Raw genomic sequence first — 24,829 nt, forward strand, 5'->3', positions numbered from 1 at the left:
GAGAAGGTAAGGCTGCTGAGGATGCAAGCTTACCTTCAGATAGGCTGGATGGCAGCGGAGTAGGTTAGTCGCAGTCGCAACCTACGATAACGAGAAGGATGAACAGAACCAAGATCAGCGCGAAATCGTCGAAGCCGTTAAAGATACCCACTTGCTAACACCTCCTACCGTAGTTTCAATACTCATGCTATGTAGGAACCCAATATGAGGTATAGGCGGATGCCCTAGTTCCAAAGAAAATAAGTTATTCACAGCATATCCACAGAAAATGTGGACAACTTTTTGCATAAAAAAGGAGTGTCTGCAATCGTTGTGGGGGATAAAAAGTTGTTAGTAAATACTTATCCACAGACTTATCCACAAAAGGGGATTTTCTCTGGATAAATTGACGGTTGTTATTGAATATTTGAAAAATTTTTATTAGTAAGAAGGAATTTGGCAGGTGAAAATATAATTACACACTTATAATTTTGGCAAAAATAGATAGAAGAAAAGGGGCGATTGAGATTTGAAGAAGCAAGTATTTGCATCAGTTACGGCTTTGGCCATTGCATTGTCGACAGTATCCGTACCATTCATTCCTTACAGCACGCAGGCGGTAGCTCTTGCTGCTGAGAAGCCTTCTTATCAAACTCGCGCTGAGATCCCAGATGCGTACAAGTGGAAGCTAGATCATATTTATCCGACTGTTAAGGAATGGGAAAAGGATGTTGCTAAGGTTGAATCTTTGGCAAACGCTTTCACAAAGCACCAAGGCAAGCTGGGTACATCATCTGCTGCGATGCAGGCGGCATTCGATGACTATGTTGAATTGATGCGTTTAAATGACAAAGCATACGTGTACGCAAATATGTCTCTCGATGTAAACTCCGCGAATCCTGATCTGCAAAAGCTGGGAGACCGTGGTGAGAAAATGTCTACGCTTGTCACAGAAAAAACCTCGTGGGTACAGCCTGAAATCGTTGCGATTCCCGATGACAAAATAAAGAGCTTGCTATCCGAAAAGGAGCTTGAGCCTTACAAGCTGTTTATCGAAGACATGCTGAGAACGAAGCCGTACTCACTCTCTGCGGATATGGAGCAGCTCTTGGCAAAATCTTCTCCGTTGGGTGGTGCACCGACAAACATTTACAGCATGCTGTCCAAAGACGTGAGGTTCCCTAAAATCAAGGATGAGACAGGCAAGGAAGTTCAGTTGACGCGTGCCAATTTCATTTCCTATCTGGAAAGCAAGGATCAAAATGTGCGCAGAGAAGCGTTTAAAGCGTACTATGGTGCACTGATCAATTTCCAAGACTCGTTTGCATCGACGTTGGCTGCCAAAGTAAAGGGCGATAATTTTTACGCAGCTGTACGCAATTACGATTCTGCACTGGAAGCAAGCCTGACACCGAACAACGTACCGACGAAGGTGTATGATGAGCTGATTGACACGGTGAATGACAATCTACCATTGCTGCATCGCTACATTTCTTTGAAAAAGAAAATGCTTGGCGTGAAGGAATTGCACATGTACGACATTTACGTGCCGATCGTTCCATCTGATGACAAATATATTTCCTTCGACGAAGGAAAGAAAATTGTCGTTAATGGGTTACAGGTAATGGGTGATGACTATGTGAAGGCAATGTCTGACGGCCTGGATGGCGGCTGGGTAGATGTCTATTCCACGGATGACAAGCGCACCGGTGCTTACCAATGGGGGGCATATGACACACATCCATTCGTACTGTTGAATCACCAAGGTACGCTCGATGATGTGTATACCATCGCCCATGAGATGGGACATGCCATGCAGTCGTATTACACGAACAAAAACCAGCCGTACATTTCGTCCAACTATCCAATCTTTACGGCAGAAGTAGCTTCAACCATGAATGAAACCCTGCTGTTCAAGAGCATGTACGCGAAGGCGAAGACGAAAGAAGAGAAGATGTATCTCTTGAATCACTATCTGGAAAACTTCCGTTCCACGCTGTTCCGTCAGACGCAGTTCGCGGAGTTCGAGAGAGCGATTCACGAGAAGGAGCAAGCTGGGGAATCTCTGAATGCGGAAGCGATCAAGAAGATCTACCTCGACATCAACAAAAAGTACTACGGAAAAGACATGGTTTCCGATGAGGAAATCGGTATGGAATGGGCACGTGTGAGCCATTTCTATAACTATAAATACTACGTCTATCAATACTCGACGAGCTTTGCCGCTGCACAAGCATTAGCGAAGCAAATCATGGATGAAGGTCAGCCAGCAGTGGATCGAGTTCGCAAAAACTTCCTCGAAGCGGGTAACTCTGCTCCGCCTATCGAGGTACTGAAAGCAGCAGGTGTGGACATGTCCACGTCCCAGCCAATCGAGCAAGCAATGGAAATCTTTGAAGAGACATTGAATGAGCTGGAAAAGCTGGTAAACGAGAAGTAAAGAAACGGCAGAAGCAAAACAGGCTCCCTTCCATTACGGATAGGAGCCTGTTTTTTTCCTGTATGTATCAATAGGCAATGCCGACTCGCGCTCGTATGTATTCGGAAGTAGAAAGCTGCTGATACGTAAACTCCGCCGTATCCGGCACGGAGATTTGCATCCCATCTACAGGCAGCTGGTGAGCCTCGGCCCGGTAACTGCCAGTATACTCTCCATCAGGCAAATATGTCGGACATACAATGGTCCAATCGAGCTCGGACTGTTCCAAGAGCGAGTATGCCTTGTGATGTTCCTCGGCAGCACGCGTCAATTTTTGTCTGGACTCACTGGATTGATAGCGGAGCAGGTCAGGAGAAACTCTGCTTTGCAAGATGCCGGCGGTGCCCACCGTAATAATGCGTGTAACGTCTTCTCGCTTCATTGCTTCAATTATATAAGGAGTTCCCTCGGATAACGTCGTTGCCTTGTCTGTTCCGAGTGCGCTAATGACCGCGTCAACTCCACGCATGGCTGATGCAACATCTTTTTGATCGAGGACATTTCCCGTCAGGACACGCAGGTTTTCAGCAGCTAGGTGAGCGAGCTTGTCTGCTGAGCGAACGAGCACGGTTATTTCATGCCCATCTTTTAATGCATAGTCGAGGATATGGCTTCCTACGCGACCAGTGGCACCGAGAAGTAAGAGCTTCATTTTTGTAGTCACCTCTTTTATGAAAATGTCGAGATATTTCAAAGAACAAGTTTTTTTCAGTCTAGCATTTCTTTTTTTGTCCCACCACCTGAAAGGTAGTGTGTAATATTACATACTTTTACATAAATTTACATATCAGACGTTTTCAGTGATGGAATTGAATGATTTGGTAAGATAAAAAAAATAGAAATGAAACCGCTTGGGCAGCAGGAATTTCACAGAGGTACGCAGGCTGGTTGAACAAAAACTACAGAAGGGGGATAAAACTATGAACGAAGAACTGTAAAAATTATTGTTAGTGCTCAGCATGGGAAGCGCTGATTAGAGACGTGCCAGTGTAAAGCTGGTACGTTTATTTTTTTGTTCTAAGAACCGAACGTACGATCTTGTTCTTATAACTTTCATAACAGGAAAGTAGGTGAGCGTTTGACGAGAGAGGAATGCAGAAAAATACTGCGACGTATTGCTTGGAACCTGAACTATCGAGAGAGAAAACGGTTGAGTAATGAGTGCCCGATCTTGGACGACTTTGGCAAGCAACAAGGAACGATTGATAAGGACCATAGTCTTTATGTTGAGGAACTGTTACAGCAACTTTCTAGTGAAAAGGAAAGATACGTAATTCGAAAGGTTGTACTGGAAGGCTTCACAGCAAAAGAGGTCGGAGAAAGTTTACAAATGGGGGAAAGAGGCGTGAATCAATGCAAAAATCGGGGCCTAAAGAAACTACACAATTATGTAATAACGCATTCAGTTTAAAGTTGGAGCAAGCAAAAGAGGGTGATAATGAGGCATTACTAAGAGTTTTGGAAGAGATGCGATCTGAAATTGACTCCCTAGCTGGTTTTCTTAAGCTCCCGAAAGAGGAGGGGATTCAGGAGATTACAGCGCAGTTTATTGAGAAAATCAGGGGATGAAAAATTTACGCATTTTTTTCGTATAAGCTGTTCCGTTGTACCCCTGTTTTTTTCCTAGATAGGTGAAGGCGACATTGACCGGTCAAAAACTGTTGCTTATCAATGAAACTCAAAAAGGAGAATGATAATTATGGCAACGTACGGAGAACCAATAGCGAATAAAGGGAAGGATAAGTGGGATCTTTCGGAATTTAAAGGTAGAGATAGCGTGGATTTGCTCGCAAGAATGATTTATAGTGAGGCCGAAGGGGAAGAGTACGTAGGCAAACAAGGAGTTGCACATGTAGCTAAAAATAGAAAAGCTGATGGACGATTTGGTGAAACTTATGAAGCGGTATTGTTAGCTGAAAGTCAATTTGAAGGTATGACAACGAAAAGGGCACGGGAACCAGATATAAATTCGCAAGCGTGGGAGGAATCACTTTCTATCGCTTCGGATATGGCTAAACAGCATAATCCGATTGGTAACCGGCTATACTTCTTGCCAAATAAACCTAAATCTTCGAAAGCAAAAGATATCTTTCAACTTGGGAATCATTGGTTTTTCAATTATTAATTGAAGATAATGATAAGGGAGTGTCGCCTTACTACTTTGTAGTAGTCTGGTGACACTCCCTATTTTTTATATACAAGGGGCTGTGAAATATTACTTAGTTCGTCTCGCTTGTTTTTTTAAATGAAATATTTTTCATTTTGAATTTGCCATCTTTAAAATCATATTCAATGGTTATGTCTCCTACATATTTCAAATAATCACCTTCCACACCAATGATGGCCTTTATTGTATGATTTGAGATTTCATAATAAATAAGATTTCCATAACTAATTTCAGAAATTTTCTCAGGAATAAGTTTGGACAATTTAAAAGGGATATCCTTTAACTTTATGTTTGAAATAGTTTCGCCTATTTTTATGTCCACTTCAGTATCAGATATTATTTTTGTTGTAACGTTGTTTTTAATGATATCTAATGGATTTTCTATATGATACTCAGTAAAGTTTTCAGGATTTACAATATGAATTGTTTTGTTAGAAAAACCTGTCCCATGACCTTTACTTAAAATAATAACCAATTCTTTTTTTTGATCATTATTTAAATCTAAATAATGCAATTGAGGTAAATCTTCAATCTTTGCAATGGTTTCCCAATCAAAAACTTTTTTAACCCCATTAATGCTTACTATTAAATCCTTATACATGTTTTCATTTTTATTTAAAGCATATACGTAAATTTCTTCTTCTGGAATAGAAGCAATCATTTTGATATCAGCGTTAATATCAACTGTCTTTTTGTTGTCATCCCAACTTACTTTAGAACCTAGAGATTCCGCAATTAACTTAGCTGGTACATAGACACGCCCATTTAGGAATTGGGGATCCCAAGCTGTCTTTTGTTCACCATTAAGATAAATAGATATTTTTTGTTGTACGGCATTACTATCATTAATCCAAAAACTAAAGAAAACGATTGACAAAAGCGATAAAGTAATCATTATTTTTGATTTTTTAAGTAACATTTTACTCCTCCTCTTATTTCTCTGCTCGACTTCCCATGGAACATGGTACGCAGCATTCGTCCAATCTAGTTGTTCTCCGCTCTCTGTTATAGGTACATTTAGCTTTATTATACCTCGTATTTATATCACGAATCCACCTACTGCTAAAAAAGGTATTTATTACCTACTTCTATCGGCTCACGAAATGGGAATAGCGTGTGAGTAGCCTATTTAACCCAACCTTATTTTAGGAGACGGGGTGTTTACTAGTTTAAATCGTATTCATTGTTTTCAAGTTAATGGCTGATTGGACGCAATGACAGAATGTGATAGACTATTTGAGTTGGATAATAAATGAACGAGGTGTATATAGATGGGTGCATCATGCGGGATTGTAGGTCTTCCTAACGTAGGAAAATCGACATTGTTTAATGCCATTACACAAGCGGGCGCTGAATCGGCTAACTACCCGTTCTGTACGATTGACCCGAACGTAGGGATCGTAGAGGTACCAGACGAGCGTCTGGAAAAGCTGACACAGATCGTTGTACCAAACAAGGTAGTTCCAACTGCGTTTGAGTTCGTAGACATTGCAGGTTTGGTAAAAGGCGCGAGCAGAGGCGAAGGACTTGGCAACCAGTTCCTTGGACACATCCGTGAAGTGGACGCGATTGCTCATGTTGTACGTTGCTTTGAAGATGAGAACATCACTCACGTATCAGGTCGTGTCGATCCTTTGAGCGATATCGAGACAATCAACCTGGAGCTGATTTTTGCTGATCTGGACTCTGTTGATCGTCGTATTGACCGAATTGCACGCAAAGTGAAATCCGGCGACAAGGAATCCAAGCAAGAGCTGGACGTGCTGGAGAAATTGAAAGCAGCATTTGAAGAGGGTCAATCTGCTCGCAGTGTTGAACTCGATGACGAAGAGCGCAAATGGATTCGTGATTTGCATCTTCTGACAATCAAGCCAATGCTGTACGTGTGCAACGTAGCAGAAGACGGCATTAACGATGCAGACAACAACCCGCATGTGCAGACAGTTCGTCAGCATGCAGCGGGTGAAGGCGCAGAAGTGGTTGTCATCAGCGCGAAGGTGGAAGCAGAAATTGCTGAGCTCGAGGGCGAAGACAAAGAAATGTTCTTGGAAGAGTTGGGACTTTCTGAGTCTGGTCTCGACCGCTTGATTCGTGCTGCTTACAAGCTGCTGGGATTGGTAACATACTTCACAGCAGGTGTACAAGAAGTACGCGCTTGGACCATCCGTCAGGGTACAAAGGCTCCAGGAGCAGCAGGCGTCATTCATACTGATTTCGAGCGCGGCTTCATTCGTGCCGAAGTGATTGCGTATGATCATCTGGTAGATGCTGGCTCCGTAGCAGTAGCCAGAGAACGTGGGAAGTACCGTCTTGAAGGGAAAGAGTACGTAGTGGCAGATGGAGATGTTATGCATTTCCGCTTCAATGTTTAGTACGAAATTCTTGATTCGAACTAGGCAGTTTGCTATAATACGATAATGCGAGTATTTATGGAGTGCATGTTTTGTGCGTTTCGTTTTAGCACTCGCTCCTTGCCCGAACAGGGCCGCTAAAGTCCATAAGGAGGTGAAAAGGTATGCGCCAATACGAAGTAATGTATGTATTGCGTCCAGACCTTGAAGAAGAGAAAGTAAAATCCAATGTAGCTCGTTACAGCGATGTTGTAACTAACTATGGTGGCGAAATCTCTAAGCTTCAAGAAATGGGTAAACGTCGTCTTGCGTACGAGATCAACAAGTTCCGTGAAGGTTACTACGTTTTGATGAACTTCAAAGCGAACTCCGATGCTGTTGCGGAAGCTGAGCGTCTGATGAAAATCAATGACGACGTAATCCGCTTTATGTTTGTTCGTGATGAGAAGTAATCATTGTCGCGATCAGAGGGGGAACCAAGATGAATAAAGTCATTCTCATCGGCAACCTGACGAAAGATCCTGAACTTCGCTACACGCCAAATGGCGTTGCCGTTGCTACTTTTACTGTGGCCGTCAATCGTCCCCGCACCAATCAAGCGGGTGAGAGAGAAACGGACTTCATTAACATTGTCGCTTGGCAAAAACTTGCCGACCTGTGCGCAAGCTATTTGCGTAAAGGTAGACAAGCAGCCATCGAAGGACGTATGCAAACACGTTCCTATGATAATAAAGAAGGTAAAAAGGTATACGTGACGGAAGTCGTTGCGGAGAACGTTCAATTTTTGGGCGGTCGAGGCAATGAATCCGGCGGAGACAATTCAGGATACGATCCAGGACCAGGCATGGGTGGCGGTAACAAACCATCCGGTCAACGAAATAATGACTATGATCCGTTTGGTGATCCTTTCGCGAGTGCAGGCAAGCCGATCAACATTTCAGATGATGACTTGCCGTTCTAAGATCGTATAACTTTCACATTCCTAAGAGGGAGGGACTATCATGGCACGCAAAGGACGTCCTAATAAGCGTCGTAAAGTATGCTTCTTTAAAGTGAACAAAATCAAGCACATCGATTATAAAGATGTTGACTTGCTGAAAAAGTTCATCAGCGAACGCGGCAAAATCTTGCCACGTCGTGTAACTGGTACTTCTGCGAAGTATCAACGTGCACTGACAATCGCAATCAAGCGATCCCGTCAAGTAGCACTGTTGCCTTACACTGCTGAATAATTTTCAAAAGCTATACAAAGAGGGGCACAATTGCGTGGCCCTCTTTTTTCCATAGTTTTCTATGGAAAGTGTACATGAGACATGAATAATGAGGTGCTGACATGCCGTCCAAAACGAAACACTTGGCTGAAAATGCCCTTATGCTGGGTATCGCACTGGTGCTGCTGTTTCTCAGTACATATACCATACTGGGAGGACTCGTCAGTTTCTTGATACCTCTGCCTTTTATCCTTTTGGCAGTAAATCGAACAGTACCTAACATGGTTTGGATCTCCCTTGCCTTTACGTTTCTGGGCTGGATCATTACTGGTCCATTGGCAGCTGTGTTTGCTTTTTCAAATGCCGTGTGGGGTTCGATCATGGGAATTGTCTATCAGAAAAAGGAATCTGCACTTCCGGCGATTGTGGCAGGGGCGGGCGTTGCCTTTTTGAGTGTCGTTTCCCTGCTGGCATTCATGGCATTTGGTATGAATGTCGATTTCAATGCCATCATGCAAAAAGCTTCTGAACTGCGATCAGTGATGATGCCAAAAGGGGAGTATGATCAGCTCATTGCACAGGGCAAAATTGTTCTTCCTACAAGTATCGTCATATTTAGCTTTATATCTAGCGCCATTATTCATGGATTGGCGAGTCTGATTGGAAGACGTCTGCGCAGACCGATTCCAGCCTTGAAGCCAATTCGGGAATGGAGCTTCCCTCGATCGTTGCTTTATTACTATTTCATTACGATGATCAGTATTTTGTTGTTTGCCGAAAGCATGCAGGGCACATTCTGGGAAATCGCCCTTATGAACCTGAAAGTCATGCTGGATGCTATTTTTGTGTTGCAGGGTTTGAGTTTTTGTCTATTTGCTGCCTATTTGTACGGGTGGAAGGGATGGACTATTGCGCTCGTTGTCTGTCTATTTATTCTTCTCCCTCCAAGTATTTTACCTACTATACTTACTGCACTTAGTCTAGTACTTAGTCTAGTAGGGATATTTGACCTAGGAATTCGTTTGCGTGAAAAACTGGAAACAAGAGTGAAGAGGGGCTGAGGAAATGCCCAAGTTCCTGTTAAAGCGTTGGTACGGGATGCATATGGTCCTGGCACTCAGCTTTAGCTTGCTGTTGTTGGGGATTTTGACATTGTTCCATTGGATGTACGGGGCGATCGGCATGATTTGCTTGATTGGCTTGGTTCTTTACGCTCTTCAAGCAGAAAAGGGGTTCCAACGAGACTTGCGCCTGTATTTGGCGACAGTTACCCATCGCGTGAAGAAGGCGGGAGAAGGCGTTATCCAGGAGCTGCCGATCGGAATTCTTTTATACAACGAGGAAAAGGCAATTGAGTGGGTAAACCCGTATATGACGCATATGTCCGGGGATGAATCCATGATCGGGAAAAGCCTTCAGGAGGTATTCCCCCAATTGGTTTGGAAGCCGGAGCAAAAACGGCTGGAGTTTACTTATAACGAGCGAGTATACGAGGTCATTGTACGTCCCGATGAGCGCCTTTTGTATTTTAAGGACATTACGGACTTCAAAGAATTGACGACTCGTTACCATCGAGAAAAGGCTGCACTTGCCGTCATTCACCTCGACAATTTGGACGAGGTCGGACAAGTCATGGATGATCAGAGCCGTACGCTGCTCTCTACAAGCGTGGCTGGTGTGATTACAGAGTGGGCCAACAAACATGGCATATATCTTCGCCGAATCACGGCCGACAAGTTTTTGGCTCTGATGGAACGGGAAGCACTTGATAAATTGGAAGAATCGCGATTTGACATTCTCGATGTAGTACGGGAGATGACGGCTGACAACAAAATTCCGATTACGCTTAGTATCGGGGTTGGAGCGGCTGCTACCACTTACATTGAACTGGGACAAATGGCGCAATCAAGCTTGGATATCGCATTAGGGCGCGGTGGCGACCAGTGCGCTGTCAAGATTGGCAACAAGCTCACTTTCTACGGTGGGAAATCGAATGCGGTGGAAAAGCGGACACGTGTCCGGGCTCGTGTTATTGCACATGCTTTGCGTGATCTCATTCATGAGGCGGAGCACGTCATTGTCATGGGGCATAAACAGCCTGACATGGATTCCATTGGGGCATCACTTGGTGTATTGAAGGCTGTGCAGCTGCACAACAAAACGGCTTATATCGTCATGGATGAAGGCAATCATTCTGTCGAGCGTCTGATGAAAGAGATTTATGCCAATGAAGAGTTGGCTGAGACCTTTATCACGCCAGAACAGGCGATCCGACTCATTTCTGGCCGCACATTGCTGGTAGTTGTTGATACGCATCGACCATCGCTGGTGATTGAGCCGAAGCTGTTGACGGAAACGAGCCGAATTGTAGTGATTGACCACCATCGACGTTCAGAGGAGTTCATTGAGCCAGTACTCTTGTATCTGGAACCATATGCTTCTTCTACAGCCGAGCTCGTCACAGAGCTCTTGCAATATCAGAGCGAGCGATTGAATATCGACAATCTGATAGCAACGGCACTGTTAGCAGGGATTGTGGTGGATACCAAAAGCTTTGCCTTCCGCACAGGTTCACGGACCTTTGAAGCGGCGTCTTTCCTTCGCCGTAACGGGGCCGATACCGCGGCTGTCCAGCGTCTGTTGAAGGAAGATCTGGGACAGTATGTGAAGCGGGCAAAAATCATCATGAACACGGAAACGTACCGCGACAACATGGCGATTGCCATAGGCGATCCGTCCGAGGATTACACGCAGGTACAGGTGGCGCAAGCTGCTGAGCAGCTACTCACTTTGTCAGGTATCCAGGCGTCGTTTGTTGTTGCAGAGCGATCCGACGATACAATCTTGATCAGTGGACGTTCTCTGGGCGATATCAATGTTCAGTCCATCATGGAACTGCTGGGTGGAGGCGGTCACCTCACTGGTGCTGCGACACAAATTCAAGGCATATCAATAAAAGAAGCTACACGTCGTTTGAAAGAAGCGATTGACTCGGTCGTATAGGCCAAAATATAAAGGGGGAAACGATGATGAAAGTCATTTTTCTTCAAGATGTAAAAGGCCAAGGGAAAAAAGGCGAAGTTAAGGATTTGTCAGAGGGCTATGTACGCAACTTCTTGTTGCCAAAGAAGCTGGTAAAAGAAGCGACAGATAGCAACGTGAAAACGCTCGACGCTCAAAAGCGCAGCGAAGATAAGCGCAAGGAGCAAGAAAAGCTGGATGCTCAGGAGCTGGGCAAAAAGCTGGAAGAGCTGACAGTGAAAGTAGTAGGAAAAGCAGGCGAAGGTGGTCGCTTGTTCGGTGCAATTTCCAGCAAACAAGTAGCGCAAGCGCTGGAAGATCAGTATAAAATCAAAGTAGACAAGCGTAAGCTCGAAATGGATGCCATCCGTGCTTTGGGCGTGACGCAAATCAAAGTAAAACTGCACAACGAAGTAACTGTGACTCTGAAAGTACACGTTGTGGAAGAATAATGTCTCAATTGTGGGGGGTGTGACGTGAGCGACCTGTTTTTGGATCGTGTGCCGCCACAGAACAAGGAAGCGGAACAATCGGTACTGGGTGCCGTGTTCTTGTCTAAGGAAGCTTTAATCACGGCCATTGAGATTCTCCGTCCGGAGGATTTTTACAAGACAGCGCATCAGCGCATCTTTCAAACGATGGTGGACCTGTATGAAAAAGGCGAACCTGTCGATCTGGTTACTGTTACAGCGGATCTACAGGACCACAAGCTGTTGGATGAAATCGGTGGCGTTACGTATCTCACGGAAATCGCTAGCTCAGTTCCAACGGCTGCCAATATCGAATACTACGCAAAAATTGTAGAAGAAAAATCGCTGCTTCGGCGATTGATTCATACAGCTACCAAGATTGCCAATGACGGATATTCCCGTGAAGATGATGTCACGCAGATCATCGCGGATGCGGAGAAGTACATCATGGAGATCGGTCAAAATCGCAACAGTGGCGGTTTTACACCGATTCGTGATGCCCTTCTGGAAACGTATGAGCGGATTGAGTTTTTGAGTCAGCGACGCGGTGATATTACGGGGATTTCTACGGGATATACGGATTTGGACAAGATGACAGCAGGATTGCAGCGCAGTGACCTGATTATCTTGGCAGCCCGTCCTTCCGTAGGGAAGACGGCTTTTGCCTTGAATCTCGCCCAAAACGTAGCAGCTCGTGCAGGTGAGACCGTAGCCATCTTCTCCTTGGAGATGGGGGCTCCTCAGTTGGTACAGCGTATGATTTGTGCGGAGGGCAATCTGGATGCGTCCCGGATGCGTTCAGGGTCACTGGAGGAAGATGATTGGCAAAAGCTAACGATGGCAATTGGTACGCTGGCGAAAGCGCCGATTTACATCGACGATTCACCCGGGGTTACTGTACAGGATATCCGGGCGAAATGCCGTCGCCTTCAAACAGAGAAGGGCTTGGGACTGATCCTGATCGACTACCTTCAGCTGATTCATGGACGAGGCAAAGGAGATAACCGTCAGCAGGAAGTATCTGAGATCTCGCGTACGCTAAAAGGGATCGCGCGTGAGCTGAACGTGCCAGTTATTGCCCTGTCGCAGTTGAGCCGTGGTGTAGAGCAACGGCAGGACAAGCGACCGATGATGTCTGATATCCGTGAGTCGGGGTCGATTGAGCAGGACGCCGATATCGTTGCCTTCTTGTACCGTGATGACTACTATGACAAGGAATCAGAAAACAAGAATGTCATCGAAGTCATTATCGCCAAACAGCGTAACGGCCCGACCGGGACGGTGGAGTTGGCGTTCTTGAAAGAATTCAACAAGTTTGTTAACTTGGATCATCGCTTTCGAAATCAAGCAGGTTAATAGTTGGAATGGAAAAAAAGCCGGAGAAATTCCGGCTTTTTTTTCTATATTGAATTGCCGAACATATTAAGAACTAACTATATGAATGTTCGTATTTAGCGTTGACATGGGGAGTCTCGTTTAGTAAACTTAGATTGTTTCAGGCCCGAAAAGACATGATAATATCAGGAGGTGTTTTTCGATGTCAACAGTCGTTGTCGTCGGAACCCAGTGGGGCGATGAAGGTAAAGGTAAAATTACAGACTATCTAGCTGAAAGTGCAGAGGTAGTGGCTCGTTACCAAGGCGGTAACAACGCAGGCCATACCATTATTTTTGATGGTAACAAGTATAAGCTGCATTTGATTCCATCCGGAATTTTTTATAGTGACAAGACCTGCGTAATCGGAAACGGTATGGTAATCGATCCGAAAGCATTGGTAAAAGAGCTGGAGTACATTCATAGCTTCGGTTTTTCTACAAGCAACTTGAAAATCAGTGATCGCGCACATGTGATTCTGCCGTACCACATCAAGCTGGATGGCGTAGAGGAAGATAGCCGCGGTGCTAACAAAATCGGTACAACCCGTAAAGGTATCGGACCTGCTTACATGGATAAAGCAGCACGTATCGGTATTCGTATCGCTGACTTGTTGGATAGCGAAGAGTTTGCTCGCAAGCTCGAGCGCAACCTGGCAGAGAAAAACATGCTGCTGGAGAAAATGTACAACACAACTGGCTTTGAGCTTCAAGAAATTCTGGATGAATACTTGGCTCTGGCAGAAATCATTCGTCCTTACGTAACTGATACATCTGTTGTCCTCAATGATTCCATTGATAGCGGCAACCGCGTATTGTTTGAAGGTGCACAAGGCGTATTGCTGGATATTGACCAAGGTACGTATCCTTACGTAACGTCCTCCAACCCAATTGCGGGTGGCGTGACTATCGGTTCTGGTGTAGGACCAACTAAGATTCACCAAGTAATCGGGGTTGCAAAAGCTTACACGACGCGTGTAGGTGATGGTCCGTTCCTGACAGAGCTGACTGATGCAACTGGCGACCATATTCGTGAGGTTGGATTCGAATATGGTACGACAACAGGTCGTCCACGCCGCGTAGGCTGGTTTGACAGTGTTGTTGTTCGTCATGCTCGTCGTGTCAGTGGTATCACTGGTTTGGCGATCACCAAGCTGGATACCCTGTCTGGAATCGAGACCCTGCGTATTTGCACAGCGTACAAATACAATGGAGAAGTTATCGAAGCGTTCCCAGCGAACCTCAACCTGCTGGCGAAATGTGAGCCAGTTTATGAGGAGTTGCCAGGTTGGACTGAGGATATCACAGGCGTTCGCAATCTGAACGACTTGCCAGAAAACGCTCGTCACTACATTGAGCGCATCACGCAACTGACTGGTATTCCAATGTCGATCTTCTCCGTAGGACCGGATCGTGAACAAACTGTCATTGTTCGTGGCATTTACGGATAAGCAATAGACTATATAATAGAAGAAAGCTGTCGATCAATCGGCAGCTTTCTTTTTTTTGCAACGGACAGACACGAAACGACACCCTCTGGGCATATGGATAGACATAGGGAGAAATGGAGAGGTGAAAAGTGATGATGGGTTTTGGATTTGACCAAAAGGCCATGAAGCTGCTGGGCAAAAATGTACAGGTAAAGATGATCAATGGCGTCGTCATCAAGGGAACCATGACTCATTTCAACAATGGCTACTTATGCTTTATCACCACATACAAACAACAAAATGACGCCGAGAAAACGAAAATACGCAGACTTGCGTTAAAAGACGTTACCTCGATGCAAGAGGTGTGAGTTCACAGATGTCCATAACGAAATAAGCCATCTTTCCTAGTTAGTTAAGGGAAGATGGCTATATTTATTTTAGATCATGCCTCCATACGATCGGATGATCTCGATTGCAAGATCACCTTGTTCTTCTGGTACGACTGCCGTTAATAAGACACTCCGATATAAATTATCGTCGCTCCGGTCTGCCATGCCGCTGGCGTCAGGATCTACTGCTGCCATAATGCTTGCATCCCTGCCGCTTGGGAAGTCACCTGCCAATGTAAGGCTGCCCAAGCTGGGAAAATCTCCGGAAATAGGATTCATGATCTGTTCATTCCCGTCACCAGGGAATTGTCCAATTCTGTCGATCTGAATGATGGAAAAACCAGCTTGTCGAAGTGCTTTTTCTGCCTCTTGGGCATCGTCTTCGGTTTGAAATCCTGCAAGAATGTTACGTTCCTTCACATATATCAGCTCCCAGTTATGATAAATGCTACCAATTATTTGTACATATAGTGACTCTACGGCTATTTTTTTATTCGACAGCAATTTACACTTGATGTTGTCGTTTATCTTATGGTAAAGTCGACATAGTTGGTTTCTTTAGGCAATTTGGCAGATAAATGGAAACTAAATTTTGGGATATACGACCTAATCAATAAATTAAAAATTTTCAGGAAATAGAACGAGCAAGTTGTATCTGTTTTCAGGAGGGACAAGTTATGCATTGGTCGGAATGGAAGGCCAAGCTGCAGGAACGGTCATCACGAATCGTTCGGGATTGCAGTGATCTGGCGAAACGTACAATGAAACGTACAAGCTCTTACATCCAGTCGCATAAAAAACAATCGCTTTCAATTGCGGCAGGTCTAGTATTGACGATTGCTGGTGGAGCATCTGCACAATACTATTACACAAGCAACGTCAATTCTGTCTATCATGTCAGTGTGAACGGCAAAGAGATTGGCGTGGTAAACGATCCAAATGTGATACATAACTGGACAGCAGCCAAGCTGGAAGAGGAAAAGGCAAAAACAGGCCTTAACTTGCAATTGGCTAACTATATCGCATTTGAAGAAGAGCGTGAATTCAAGGCACCGTTCAATAATGATGCCGCTGTACAAGCTCTGGCATCCGTAGCGGATCTCAAGGTTCAGAGCGTTAAGCTGACGATTGATGGCAAAGTGGTAGGTTACCTGCCAGACCAGCAATCAGCTGATGAAGTACTGGCTGAAGTGAAGCAAAAATATTCCGGAGTTCCTGCAACGACAGGGAAAAAGGCTATTGTAGCAGCAGCATCAGCAGTCCCAGTCAAACCAAATCCGGTAAAAGAAGTCGCATTTAAAGAAAACGTAGAGATGCAAACCGAAACAGTCGATGCATCTCAAATTTTGTCTGCCGATAAACTTGAGGAGTTGCTGGTAAAAGGCACCTTCAAGGATATGAAGCACACGGTCGTAGAAGGCGATTGCATCGGTTGCATCGCGAAGAAATACGGCATTACATCAAAAGATATTTACGCGAACAACCCAGGCGTCACGGAAAATACCGTCCTTAAATTGGGACAAGAAATCAATGTAACCGCAGTACGTCCACTGGTTACTGTACAAGTCAAAGAAGAAGTAGATCAGCAAGAGGTCATTGCTTTTAATACTCAAATTAATAACAATGACAAGGTCCCTAAAGGCGAAACAAAAGTCGTACAAGAAGGTAAAAACGGCACTAAAACAGTTAAATACGAAGTTTTGAAAGAAAATGGACAAGTAGTCGATCGCAAAGTCATCAAACAAGATGTAACTGTGCAGCCTGTAACCAAAATTATGGAGCGCGGTACAAAAGTAATTCCATCGCGCGGGACAGGCCGTTTGAGCTGGCCTGCTAGCGGATATATCAGCAGCGGCTTCGGCAAACGCTGGGGCAGCATGCATAAAGGAATTGATATTGCCGGTTCTGGTTCTGTCATGGCGGCAGACAATGGACGTGTCACCTTCGCTGGTTGGAATGGTGACTATGGAAAATCGGTTATCATCGATCACGGCAATGGAATGAAGACATTGTACGGTCACATGAGCAGCATTAATGTGAAAGTCGGCGATGTTGTTAGCCAAGGAAAGAAAATCGGCGTAAAGGGTTCTACTGGACAATCGACCGGCGTCCACCTGCATTTTGAGGTTCTACAAAATGGACGAAACCAGAACCCGATTCGTTACTTAAAATAGACATGTAATTTCTGGATAAGAAAGGGCAACTCTTAGGAGGGGCCCTTTTTTTGTTGGCAGGGATTGAATGCCAAGCCCTTCTTTACATGGCGTACATGGTGTATTGTAGAGGAATAGTGAGGGTCGAAGTGGAATCCTTGAAGAGGCAGTTTGAGAGGAAATAGACGACTGTTGGAACACGTACTTACAGAAAAAGGAGGGCGCAGGATGGCAAAACTCCTCGTAGTTGACGATGAAAAACCGATTGCAGATATTTTGAAATTCACGTTTGAAAAAGAAGGATATCAGGTCGTATGCGCCTACGATGGTGATGAGGCACTTGTCGTGGTCAAGGATGAGCGACCAGATCTGATTTTACTAGATGTTATGCTTCCAGGCAGAGACGGAATGGACGTATGCCGAACCGTTCGTCAAACGTATGATGTTCCGATCATCATGCTGACTGCCAAAGACTCTGAACTGGATAAAGTACTCGGGCTGGAATTGGGCGCGGACGATTACGTGACGAAGCCATTTAGTACGCGTGAGTTGGTAGCCCGTGTAAAGGCCCATTTGCGACGTAACCGCTCGAAAGTGGAGGAAAAGGATAGCCAGCATGTACTGCGCGTGCATGAGCTGGAAATCGATTTGAACTCATATACCGTCGAAAAGGTGGGAGAAGCATTAGAGCTGACGCACCGTGAGTTTGAGCTGCTGGTATACCTTGTTCGCCATCAGGGACAAGTATTGACGCGAGAGCATCTGCTGCAGTCGGTCTGGGGATTTGACTATTTTGGCGATGTACGGACAGTAGATGTGACCATCCGTCGTTTGCGGGAAAAAATCGAGGATGATCCGAGCCAGCCGAAGTATATTATCACGCGGCGTGGTTTGGGCTATACATTACGCAATCCCGGCATGGGAGGCCAGCCTGGATGAGGCGGCTGTTCAAAACCGTTCAGTGGAAAATGGTCATCATTTACATGCTGTTGATTTTGCTTGCGATGCAATTTATTAGCGCCTATTTTGCCCGGGAAGTCGAGAGCTACTACATCAACAACTTTTCCGAGGCATTGAATGGACAAGCTAGTTTGTTAGCGAGTTTGCTGGAAAGCGATTTGCGCCCGCATGACGGGAAGGAATCCAACACCGAACAAAACCGTCAATACATCGACAACCTGATCAACAACCTGGTAAAAATCAATGGAGCGAATGTGCAGGTCATCGATCAGACAAGAACGGTGGTTGCGACGACAGAGGACAAAAGTACAATAGGACAGCGGACCTCGCAGCCTGAAGTGACGGTTGCCTTGCTCGGGACGCGCAGTGAATCGATGCGGATCGATCCGAAGACGGGGGCGCGGGTGAAAGTATTGGCACTACCTGTTAAGGGCGATCAGATCGTATACGGCGCGGTATACATGATCGCTTCGATGGAAGGCACTTATGCGACGATTGGTAAAATGAATGGTATCTTGGGGACAGGTACGATGATCGCAATGGTCATTACTGCGGTGCTCGGGGTCGTGTTGGCCCGCACCATCACCAAGCCAGTGAAGGAGATGACCCGTCAGGCACGATTGGTGGCAGACGGGGATTTTAACAGTAGTGTACGTGTCTATAGCGATGATGAAATTGGCCAACTCGGTATGGCCTTTAATCATATGACTTTGCGTTTGCAGGAAGCGATTTTGCAGCAAGAAGAAGAGCGTGAGAAGCTCGCGGGAATTTTGAGCAACATGACGGACGGTGTCATTGCCGCTAATCGGAATGGACAAATCATCCTGTTTAATCGTGCTGCAGAAGATATGTTGCAGGTGACAATGGCTGATGTCCTTCTCAAGAGACGCACCTTGTACGATCTGCTGGGTCTGCCGCCAGAGGATGAGATGTCGCTCTATGCGCAGGAAGAACCACTTTTCATTGAGATGACACTGCCGAATAAGGAAGAAGTGATCCTGCGTGTGACGTTTACGCCCTTGCAGCACGATAGCAAAAAAATGGGTGGGATCATCGCTGTCGTAGCTGATGTGACGGAGCAGCAACGACTGGAACAGCAGCGCCGCGAATTCGTGGCGAATGTGTCGCATGAGCTGCGGACACCACTGACGACCATTAAAAGCTATGTGGAAGCGCTGCTGGATGGTGCAGTGGAAGATCCAGAGCTGTCCCAACGGTTCTTGAAGGTTACTTCGTCAGAGACAGAGCGCATGATTCGCTTGGTAAACGATTTGTTGCAGCTATCGCGTTTTGATTCGCAGGGGGTTCGTCTGCATTGTAAGGAAGCGGACATCAATCGATTGCTTCGCTATGCTGCCGATCGTTTTTCCATGTTCAGTGAGCAACAGGAGGTTCAGCTCAGTCTGGATATGCCGAGCAAGCTTCCGCTGGTTTATATTGATTTGGATGCGATCAATCAAGTATTGGATAATCTTTTGTCCAATGCGATCAAGTATACGCCTCAAGGAGGCACTGTGGTTCTCATGGCAAAAGAGAACCACAAGCAAAAGCGGGTCCAAATCTCCATCACCGACACAGGAATCGGTATTCCCAGTCGCGATTTGAAGCGAATCTTTGAGCGCTTCTACCGCGTAGACAAGGCGCGTTCGCGCGGTCAGGGTGGAACAGGCCTGGGGTTGGCGATTGCCCGTGAATTAGTACAGGCACACGGTGCAGATATCGAGATTACGAGCGAATGGAACGTAGGAACGACAGTCACGTTCTGGGTGCCATTTGCCCAAGGAGGAAAAACGGGATGAAGCGGATGCTAGAGCCTGCCAAGACCGTCTTACTCAATCTGCTAGTGCTAGCCAGCTTTGTTTTGACAGCGATGTTGTGGTCGAATCAACCTAACCTTCAATTTATTGAGCCGGCAGAGTACACGCAGTCAAAGCCAGTTCAGGAAAAACAACTCGAACAGCTCGTTACGCCCGAATCCGTTGTTTTTCACTATGGGGAAGATCGCCACACAAAAGCATCCGCGACCGATGCTCCTTATAGTTTGATCGTGCGAGAAATGTCGAAATGGATCTTCCTCGATTTTTCTCCGCTCACCATCTCCAATGAGAAATGGGAAGATATTGCCCGGGAAAAGATGGGTTTGGAAGTGCGCTTTCGGAGCACGGTTCCCTTGTCAATTGTAGGTCGGCTGGTAACCTTTCGGGATGAGTTTGACAACCGAATGAAAGGGATTGACCGATTGTGGTTGTACTACGAGAAGGACGAGGATGTCGTCTACGCGTTATTTTTGTCGACTGAGGAAGGTCGAATGATGCGTTCTCGAACATCGATCAGCCCTAAGGATTTGCGAGAATCGTATTTGGCTTCTGGTGATTTAATGCCTGAGCAAATCATGAAAATCGTCAAACCAGAGCGAAGCTTCGTAGATTTGGAAGGACCTGCGCTGATGTGGAGCACTTACTATTTGCCCAAGAATCAGATGCGCATGCAGCAATTCCGCTACAGCTACGTACCTGTTACGAATGATAGATTGATCGAGTCCTACTTTATCGATCAGTCGCTCGTCAGACAGATTATGGAGCGGGACAAAACGGTTATTTTTACAGATGGCAGCAGATCGATTCAATTGAGATCGGAGCAGCAGGCGTTCACGTTTACTGATCCGGCATACCAACAGCGGGATCAGGAGCTGTCTGATGAAGAAAAAGTGCAGAGTGCCGTTACCTTCATGAATAAGCACCTGGGCTGGCTTGATGATTATCATTTTGAACGAATCAAGAAGAGCTACAATGAAAAGGACTTGATCACGTTCCGCCAGTACTTGGGGGCGTATCCCTTGATCAGTGAAGGGGAGGCCAAGCAGATCGATACCATCCAAATCACTTCAGAGGCAGGCCAGGTTGTGACGATGAGCCGATCGCTGCTGGATTTGGACAAGTATATCGATAACAAAGAGTGGACGGTTATGTCTGGTCCAGAGCTGTATCAATATATCCGCGACAAAAAGCTGGCGGACACAGAAAAAATCACGAACGCTTATTTGGCTTATCAGACCAAAGTAGGTGAAGGATACGTAGACCTGATGCCAATCTGGGTTGTGGAATTGACGAATCAGGCGAACCTGTATATTTCTGCGCACACAAATAAGGGAGGAGGGAAGGCGCATGGATTGGAGTAGGACCAAGACGATTCTGATCTGGGCCTTTCTTCTCCTCGATTTGTTTCTCCTGTATCAGGTGTATGTGACGCGCATTAGCCTGTGGAATGACAAGGAAGTCGCGCAGAGCGAGAAATGGAATACAGAGCTGTACTTGAATCAGCAAAATATCACATTGGATACAGAAGTACCGCAGGATACACCGGAAATGTCCAATTTGGATGCGGAGTATATCGGAATTAATCCGATTTCCTTGCATGAGATATCAGGACTTGAGGCGACGGTAGAAAAGATGGCGCTGGCTGCCAAGCTGGAACCACCGATTCAGATTCGTGGTCAACTGAATCCGCAGGAGCTCTTGCGTCAAATTGGACCGAGGCTGATTTATTCCGATCAGTACGTAGCCGATCCATATCAATCGAATCAAGCGCGGCTCTTGTATTGGCAGGTCTATGATAAAATGCCAGTATTCGTCGCTCCTTTGGAAATGTATTTGGACAACGGAACGATACTCGGATATAGGCAGACCTTTTTCCACCTTCGTAAGCAGCAGGGAGAACGACAGGTGATCTCTGGTTATGCGGCACTACGCTCTCTGGTGGACAAGCAAATCATTTCGCCAGGGGAACGGATTGAGAATGTGAGCCTGGGTTATTACGGTTCTTACGATGCGGATATTCAGACGCTAGTGCCTGTATGGCGCGTGGTTCACGATGGCAAATGGCATTTTGTCAACGCGATTACAGGAGCGCTGGAGCGTCCGATGGTAACGCAGCGCTGAATAGATAGACAGCCTGGGAAAGATACGGGAAGAGGGATGTTCGGTGAGATTTAGTGTGTTGGCAAGCGGGAGTACGGGAAACGCCATTTATGTGGCGACAGACCGTGTCTCCGTATTGATCGATGTAGGCATTACAGGAAAGCAGGCAGAAGCGGCACTGGAGACGATTGGTGTCAATCCGGCCGATCTGAGCGCCATTCTCGTCACCCACGAGCACGTCGACCATATTAAAGGAGTTGGCGTCATGGCGCGGCGATATGGATTGCCGATTTACGCCAATGAAAAGACATGGTCGGAGCTGGATGGGCAGATCGGGACGATCAAGGAAGATCAGCGACGCTTCTTTTCTGTGGGGGAAAAGAAAGAGTTGGAGGATTTGGGCATCGAGTCATTCGGAATCTCGCACGATGCTGCCGAGCCGATGGGCTTCTGTTTTTATGATGGCAAGAAAAAGCTCAGTGTCGCGACAGATTTGGGGTATGTCAGCGATCGGATCAAGGAGACGATTCGTGGAGCAGATGCGTACGTGTTCGAGTCCAATCATGACGTTGAGCTGTTGCGCATGTCGCAGTATCCTTGGAGCATCAAGCGACGTATCTTGAGTGATGTCGGGCACTTGTCCAATGAAGCGGCGGGCGATGCTTTGCTCGATTGTCTAACAGGTGGGGCAGAACGTGTATACCTCGCCCACTTGAGTAAGGAAAACAACATGATTGATTTGGCCCGACTGACGGTCAAAAACATCTTGGAGGAGCGAGGGCTATCTGTTGGTGACGATGTGCATCTGCGTGATACGTACCCGGATCGGCCTACCAAGCTGGAAGAGCTATAAGATCGGTTTGATCCCCGTTTGACGACTGGCGATGCGCTCTGTGAGCTTCGCGTACGTATCGATATGGAAAGTTAATTGTGTATCGAGCTCGTTCACTTTGGCAGTCAGCTCGTCATGTGTCAGCAGTCCTTTGGCTACTAGCAGCTCGATCAAGGCATGCAGGACAAGCGTATTGTGGTAGTCTACTTCCTGAAGGTCAGCCAGCTTGGCGATGAGGTGGACTTCTTTCAAGTCTATCAATCCTCTCTATTTGGTTTGGGAAGAAAAGCTTTTAATCTATCATATCCGTGCTCTCGGAGAAATATTCCGAGAGCTTTTTTCTATTCCACAACCTTTCCATAATTCTCACGCCATTTTGCCGAAAGCGGGTCGTATACTAAGGGTGTCAAAAGGAAACAGACAGCAACGAAATCAATCATGCAAACCAATTACGGCGCATGTCATTGTGTATACGAGCATCAAAAACCTGTAAAGCTAGTAATGGTAGAAAGTAGAAAGGGGAGTATGAATCATGGGTTTCTATGATGATTTAACTCATGTAGAGCGGAAAAAACAACGCGGTTCTAGTATTGGACGAATGGTTGTGACATCGGTAACGTCCGCTGTAATTGGGGGGATGGTCGTCCTGCTCACGCTGCCGACTCTCTCCAATGCCGGATATATTAATATGGTTAAGCCTGGAACAGAAAATGCGCTAAGCAGCAATGCCTCTTCTTCTAACCCGTTTGCCAAGCCAGTATCTGTAAGTGTGGGCTCTGGTACAGTAGATGCGGTGAAAAAAGTGGAGAATGCGATCGTTGGTGTAATCAACATCGGTCAGCGCAGAAACAGTTGGATGCAGAACTCGATGGATGTAGAGCAGGGCCAAGGCTCTGGTGTCATCTTTGAGAAAAAAGGCGGAAAAGCCTACATCGTTACCAACTACCACGTAATCGATAAGGCGCAAAAACTAGAGGTCGCCCTGCCAACAGGTGAAAAAGTATCGGCCAAAGTGGTCGGTGCCGATGGTTACACCGATCTGGCAGTACTGGAAATCGACGCTGCCAAGGTTACGGACGTTGCTGAGTTTGGTGATTCCTCTACCTTACAGGTGGGCGAACCGGCCATTGCCATCGGGAATCCGCTGGGTATGCAGTTCTCCCGGACCGTCACACAAGGCATCATCAGTTCCAAAGAACGCTCCATGCCAATGGACTTTAACGAAGATGGTCAGGACGACTGGGAGCTGGATGTCATTCAAACAGACGCAGCGATCAACCCTGGTAACAGCGGTGGTGCCCTCGTGAACATCGAGGGTCAGGTCATCGGGATTAACACCTTGAAAATTTCCAAAGCAGGGGTCGAAGGATTAGGTTTTGCCCTCCCGATCAATGATGTCAAAGTGATCGTGGACCAGCTGATGGAAAAAGGTACGCTGGCACGTTCTTACCTCGGTGTGCAGCCGCTCGACTTGGCAAATGTACCGCGCTACGAATGGAAAGAAACCTTGAATCTGCCTGACAATGTGAATGCTGGTGTCGTTGTGCAAACAGAGGTAGGCAAATTCTCTCCTGCGGGTGAAGCAGGCTTGAGACAATTCGATGTCATCGTCAAGCTAGATGACAAGAACATTTCCAATAGCGCTCAGCTGCGCAAGTACTTGACGATGAGCAAAAAGCCGGGCGATACAATGGAGGTTACGTACTATCGTGACGGTATCCAGAAGACTGCCAAAGTGAAGCTGACCGCTCCGCCACAGCAGTAAGAGGTACTGACCAAGCCATTTTGCGGGCAGGCATGGGAAGGAAACAAACGTTGACGGGCAATTCCGGGATGCATTTTATCCCGTTTGCATATATGCAGCATCTGAAGTTCCCCCCTCTATCTATTTTTAAATAGATCCCTACTTAAGAGCGCCGAGCTGATACGGTGCTCTCTTTTTTTGTTCGTCGGCCGAGCTTTAGGTGGAGGAGAGAAAAAAGAAGAAAACGCTCAAGTTCTTGGGATACCTGCTGGGGGTTAGACTGCCCAGCTCCATGTAAAAAAAGAAACCCGCGTCCAAAGTCGTGCCTCTAAGGAGTATCTCAGAGGTGGACG

At 46.2% G+C, this 24,829-nt stretch carries 26 protein-coding genes; 21 read left to right on the top strand and 5 right to left on the bottom strand.

Going from position 1 to position 24,829, the window contains the following annotated elements; translation table 11 throughout:
• Positions 1-64: 64 nt before the first annotated feature.
• Entirely contained in the window at positions 65-151 is an 87-nt protein-coding gene (locus HPY28_RS31010) for a YjcZ family sporulation protein (RefSeq protein ID WP_017246824.1), read from the bottom strand.
• Between the two features lie 357 nt (positions 152-508).
• Here HPY28_RS31010 and pepF point away from each other — a divergent pair, with 357 nt between their 5' ends.
• Positions 509-2,419, top strand: coding sequence for an oligoendopeptidase F (gene pepF / locus HPY28_RS28660; protein ID WP_017246823.1), 1,911 nt, complete (start codon positions 509-511; stop codon positions 2,417-2,419).
• 67 nt (positions 2,420-2,486) lie between these two features.
• On the opposite strand, the gene HPY28_RS28665 is transcribed toward pepF, so the two are convergent.
• Positions 2,487-3,110: an NAD(P)-dependent oxidoreductase gene (locus tag HPY28_RS28665; RefSeq protein WP_173623511.1), complete on the bottom strand. Its 624-nt coding sequence runs from the start codon at positions 3,108-3,110 to the stop codon at positions 2,487-2,489.
• A gap of 519 nt (positions 3,111-3,629) precedes the next feature.
• Here HPY28_RS28665 and HPY28_RS31015 point away from each other — a divergent pair.
• The 3 genes from HPY28_RS31015 to HPY28_RS28680 all read left to right on the top strand — a co-directional run bounded on the left by HPY28_RS31015 (position 3,630) and on the right by HPY28_RS28680 (position 4,583).
• Positions 3,630-3,869, top strand: a complete 240-nt coding sequence (locus tag HPY28_RS31015) for a sigma factor-like helix-turn-helix DNA-binding protein (protein WP_174231875.1) — start codon at positions 3,630-3,632, stop codon at positions 3,867-3,869.
• Positions 3,812-4,027 (top strand): hypothetical protein, encoded by a 216-nt coding sequence (locus tag HPY28_RS28675; RefSeq protein ID WP_174231870.1) that lies wholly within the window; start codon positions 3,812-3,814, stop codon positions 4,025-4,027. Before HPY28_RS31015 ends, HPY28_RS28675 begins: the two co-directional genes overlap by 58 nt.
• Positions 4,028-4,157: 130 nt before the next feature.
• A complete protein-coding gene (locus HPY28_RS28680; RefSeq protein WP_174231876.1) occupies positions 4,158-4,583 on the top strand; it encodes a cell wall hydrolase in 426 nt (141 codons plus the stop codon).
• Positions 4,584-4,677: 94 nt separating this feature from the next.
• Here the strand turns inward: HPY28_RS28680 and HPY28_RS28685 are convergent, their stop codons facing one another.
• Entirely contained in the window at positions 4,678-5,544 is an 867-nt protein-coding gene (locus HPY28_RS28685; protein WP_174231877.1) for a stalk domain-containing protein, read from the bottom strand.
• Positions 5,545-5,896: 352 nt separating this feature from the next.
• On the opposite strand from HPY28_RS28685, the gene ychF reads away from it, so the two are divergent.
• From ychF to HPY28_RS28735, 10 genes are all read left to right on the top strand, one after another.
• On the top strand, positions 5,897-6,997 hold the full coding sequence (ychF, locus tag HPY28_RS28690; protein WP_017246821.1) for a redox-regulated ATPase YchF: 1,101 nt from the start codon (positions 5,897-5,899) through the stop codon (positions 6,995-6,997).
• Between the two features lie 143 nt (positions 6,998-7,140).
• A complete protein-coding gene (gene rpsF, locus HPY28_RS28695; RefSeq protein WP_007720183.1) occupies positions 7,141-7,428 on the top strand; it encodes a 30S ribosomal protein S6 in 288 nt (95 codons plus the stop codon).
• 29 nt (positions 7,429-7,457) lie between these two features.
• Complete coding sequence (locus tag HPY28_RS28700) at positions 7,458-7,937, top strand: single-stranded DNA-binding protein (protein ID WP_016739386.1); 480 nt, start codon at positions 7,458-7,460, stop codon at positions 7,935-7,937.
• Between the two features lie 40 nt (positions 7,938-7,977).
• Positions 7,978-8,208, top strand: coding sequence for a 30S ribosomal protein S18 (gene rpsR, locus HPY28_RS28705; RefSeq protein ID WP_016739387.1), 231 nt, complete (start codon positions 7,978-7,980; stop codon positions 8,206-8,208).
• 101 nt (positions 8,209-8,309) lie between these two features.
• Positions 8,310-9,248: a DUF2232 domain-containing protein gene (locus tag HPY28_RS28710; RefSeq protein WP_174231878.1), complete on the top strand. Its 939-nt coding sequence runs from the start codon at positions 8,310-8,312 to the stop codon at positions 9,246-9,248.
• A gap of 4 nt (positions 9,249-9,252) precedes the next feature.
• Positions 9,253-11,190, top strand: coding sequence for a DHH family phosphoesterase (locus tag HPY28_RS28715; RefSeq protein WP_174231879.1), 1,938 nt, complete (start codon positions 9,253-9,255; stop codon positions 11,188-11,190).
• A 26-nt stretch (positions 11,191-11,216) separates the two neighbouring features.
• Positions 11,217-11,660 (top strand): 50S ribosomal protein L9, encoded by a 444-nt coding sequence (gene rplI, locus HPY28_RS28720; RefSeq protein ID WP_017246819.1) that lies wholly within the window; start codon positions 11,217-11,219, stop codon positions 11,658-11,660.
• A gap of 24 nt (positions 11,661-11,684) precedes the next feature.
• Positions 11,685-13,034 (top strand): replicative DNA helicase, encoded by a 1,350-nt coding sequence (gene dnaB / locus HPY28_RS28725; RefSeq protein WP_174231880.1) that lies wholly within the window; start codon positions 11,685-11,687, stop codon positions 13,032-13,034.
• Positions 13,035-13,215: 181 nt separating this feature from the next.
• The gene (locus HPY28_RS28730; RefSeq protein ID WP_017246817.1) at positions 13,216-14,502 is read left to right on the top strand and encodes an adenylosuccinate synthase; all 1,287 of its coding nucleotides are present in this window, start codon (positions 13,216-13,218) and stop codon (positions 14,500-14,502) included.
• Between the two features lie 131 nt (positions 14,503-14,633).
• A complete protein-coding gene (locus HPY28_RS28735; RefSeq protein ID WP_020477510.1) occupies positions 14,634-14,849 on the top strand; it encodes a hypothetical protein in 216 nt (71 codons plus the stop codon).
• Positions 14,850-14,918: 69 nt separating this feature from the next.
• On the opposite strand, the gene HPY28_RS28740 is transcribed toward HPY28_RS28735, so the two are convergent.
• Entirely contained in the window at positions 14,919-15,374 is a 456-nt protein-coding gene (locus HPY28_RS28740) for a hypothetical protein (protein WP_017246815.1), read from the bottom strand.
• A gap of 173 nt (positions 15,375-15,547) precedes the next feature.
• On the opposite strand from HPY28_RS28740, the gene HPY28_RS30845 reads away from it, so the two are divergent.
• From HPY28_RS30845 to HPY28_RS28770, 6 genes are all read left to right on the top strand, one after another.
• Positions 15,548-17,044 carry a LysM peptidoglycan-binding domain-containing M23 family metallopeptidase gene (locus HPY28_RS30845; RefSeq protein ID WP_017246814.1) on the top strand — a complete coding sequence of 499 codons (1,497 nt, stop codon included), beginning with the start codon at positions 15,548-15,550 and terminating at the stop codon, positions 17,042-17,044.
• A 207-nt stretch (positions 17,045-17,251) separates the two neighbouring features.
• Complete coding sequence (gene yycF / locus HPY28_RS28750; protein WP_017246812.1) at positions 17,252-17,962, top strand: response regulator YycF; 711 nt, start codon at positions 17,252-17,254, stop codon at positions 17,960-17,962.
• On the top strand, positions 17,959-19,782 hold the full coding sequence (walK, locus tag HPY28_RS28755) for a cell wall metabolism sensor histidine kinase WalK (RefSeq protein ID WP_017246811.1): 1,824 nt from the start codon (positions 17,959-17,961) through the stop codon (positions 19,780-19,782). Before yycF ends, walK begins: the two co-directional genes overlap by 4 nt.
• A complete protein-coding gene (locus HPY28_RS28760; protein ID WP_017246810.1) occupies positions 19,779-21,161 on the top strand; it encodes a YycH family regulatory protein in 1,383 nt (460 codons plus the stop codon). Before walK ends, HPY28_RS28760 begins: the two co-directional genes overlap by 4 nt.
• A complete protein-coding gene (locus HPY28_RS28765; protein WP_017246809.1) occupies positions 21,148-21,921 on the top strand; it encodes a two-component system regulatory protein YycI in 774 nt (257 codons plus the stop codon). Before HPY28_RS28760 ends, HPY28_RS28765 begins: the two co-directional genes overlap by 14 nt.
• A 43-nt stretch (positions 21,922-21,964) precedes the next feature.
• Positions 21,965-22,753: an MBL fold metallo-hydrolase gene (locus HPY28_RS28770; RefSeq protein WP_017246808.1), complete on the top strand. Its 789-nt coding sequence runs from the start codon at positions 21,965-21,967 to the stop codon at positions 22,751-22,753.
• On the opposite strand, the gene HPY28_RS28775 is transcribed toward HPY28_RS28770, so the two are convergent.
• Complete coding sequence (locus HPY28_RS28775) at positions 22,748-22,984, bottom strand: hypothetical protein (protein ID WP_174226354.1); 237 nt, start codon at positions 22,982-22,984, stop codon at positions 22,748-22,750. The two genes, HPY28_RS28770 and HPY28_RS28775, sit on opposite strands and share 6 nt — an antisense overlap.
• A gap of 280 nt (positions 22,985-23,264) precedes the next feature.
• On the opposite strand from HPY28_RS28775, the gene HPY28_RS28780 reads away from it, so the two are divergent.
• A complete protein-coding gene (locus HPY28_RS28780) occupies positions 23,265-24,497 on the top strand; it encodes a S1C family serine protease (RefSeq protein WP_017246806.1) in 1,233 nt (410 codons plus the stop codon).
• The last annotated feature ends 332 nt before the right edge of the window (positions 24,498-24,829 follow it).

Source organism: Brevibacillus sp. HB1.2 (assembly GCF_013332495.1).
In the GTDB taxonomy this organism is placed as follows: Bacteria; Bacillota; Bacilli; order Brevibacillales; family Brevibacillaceae; genus Brevibacillus; species Brevibacillus porteri.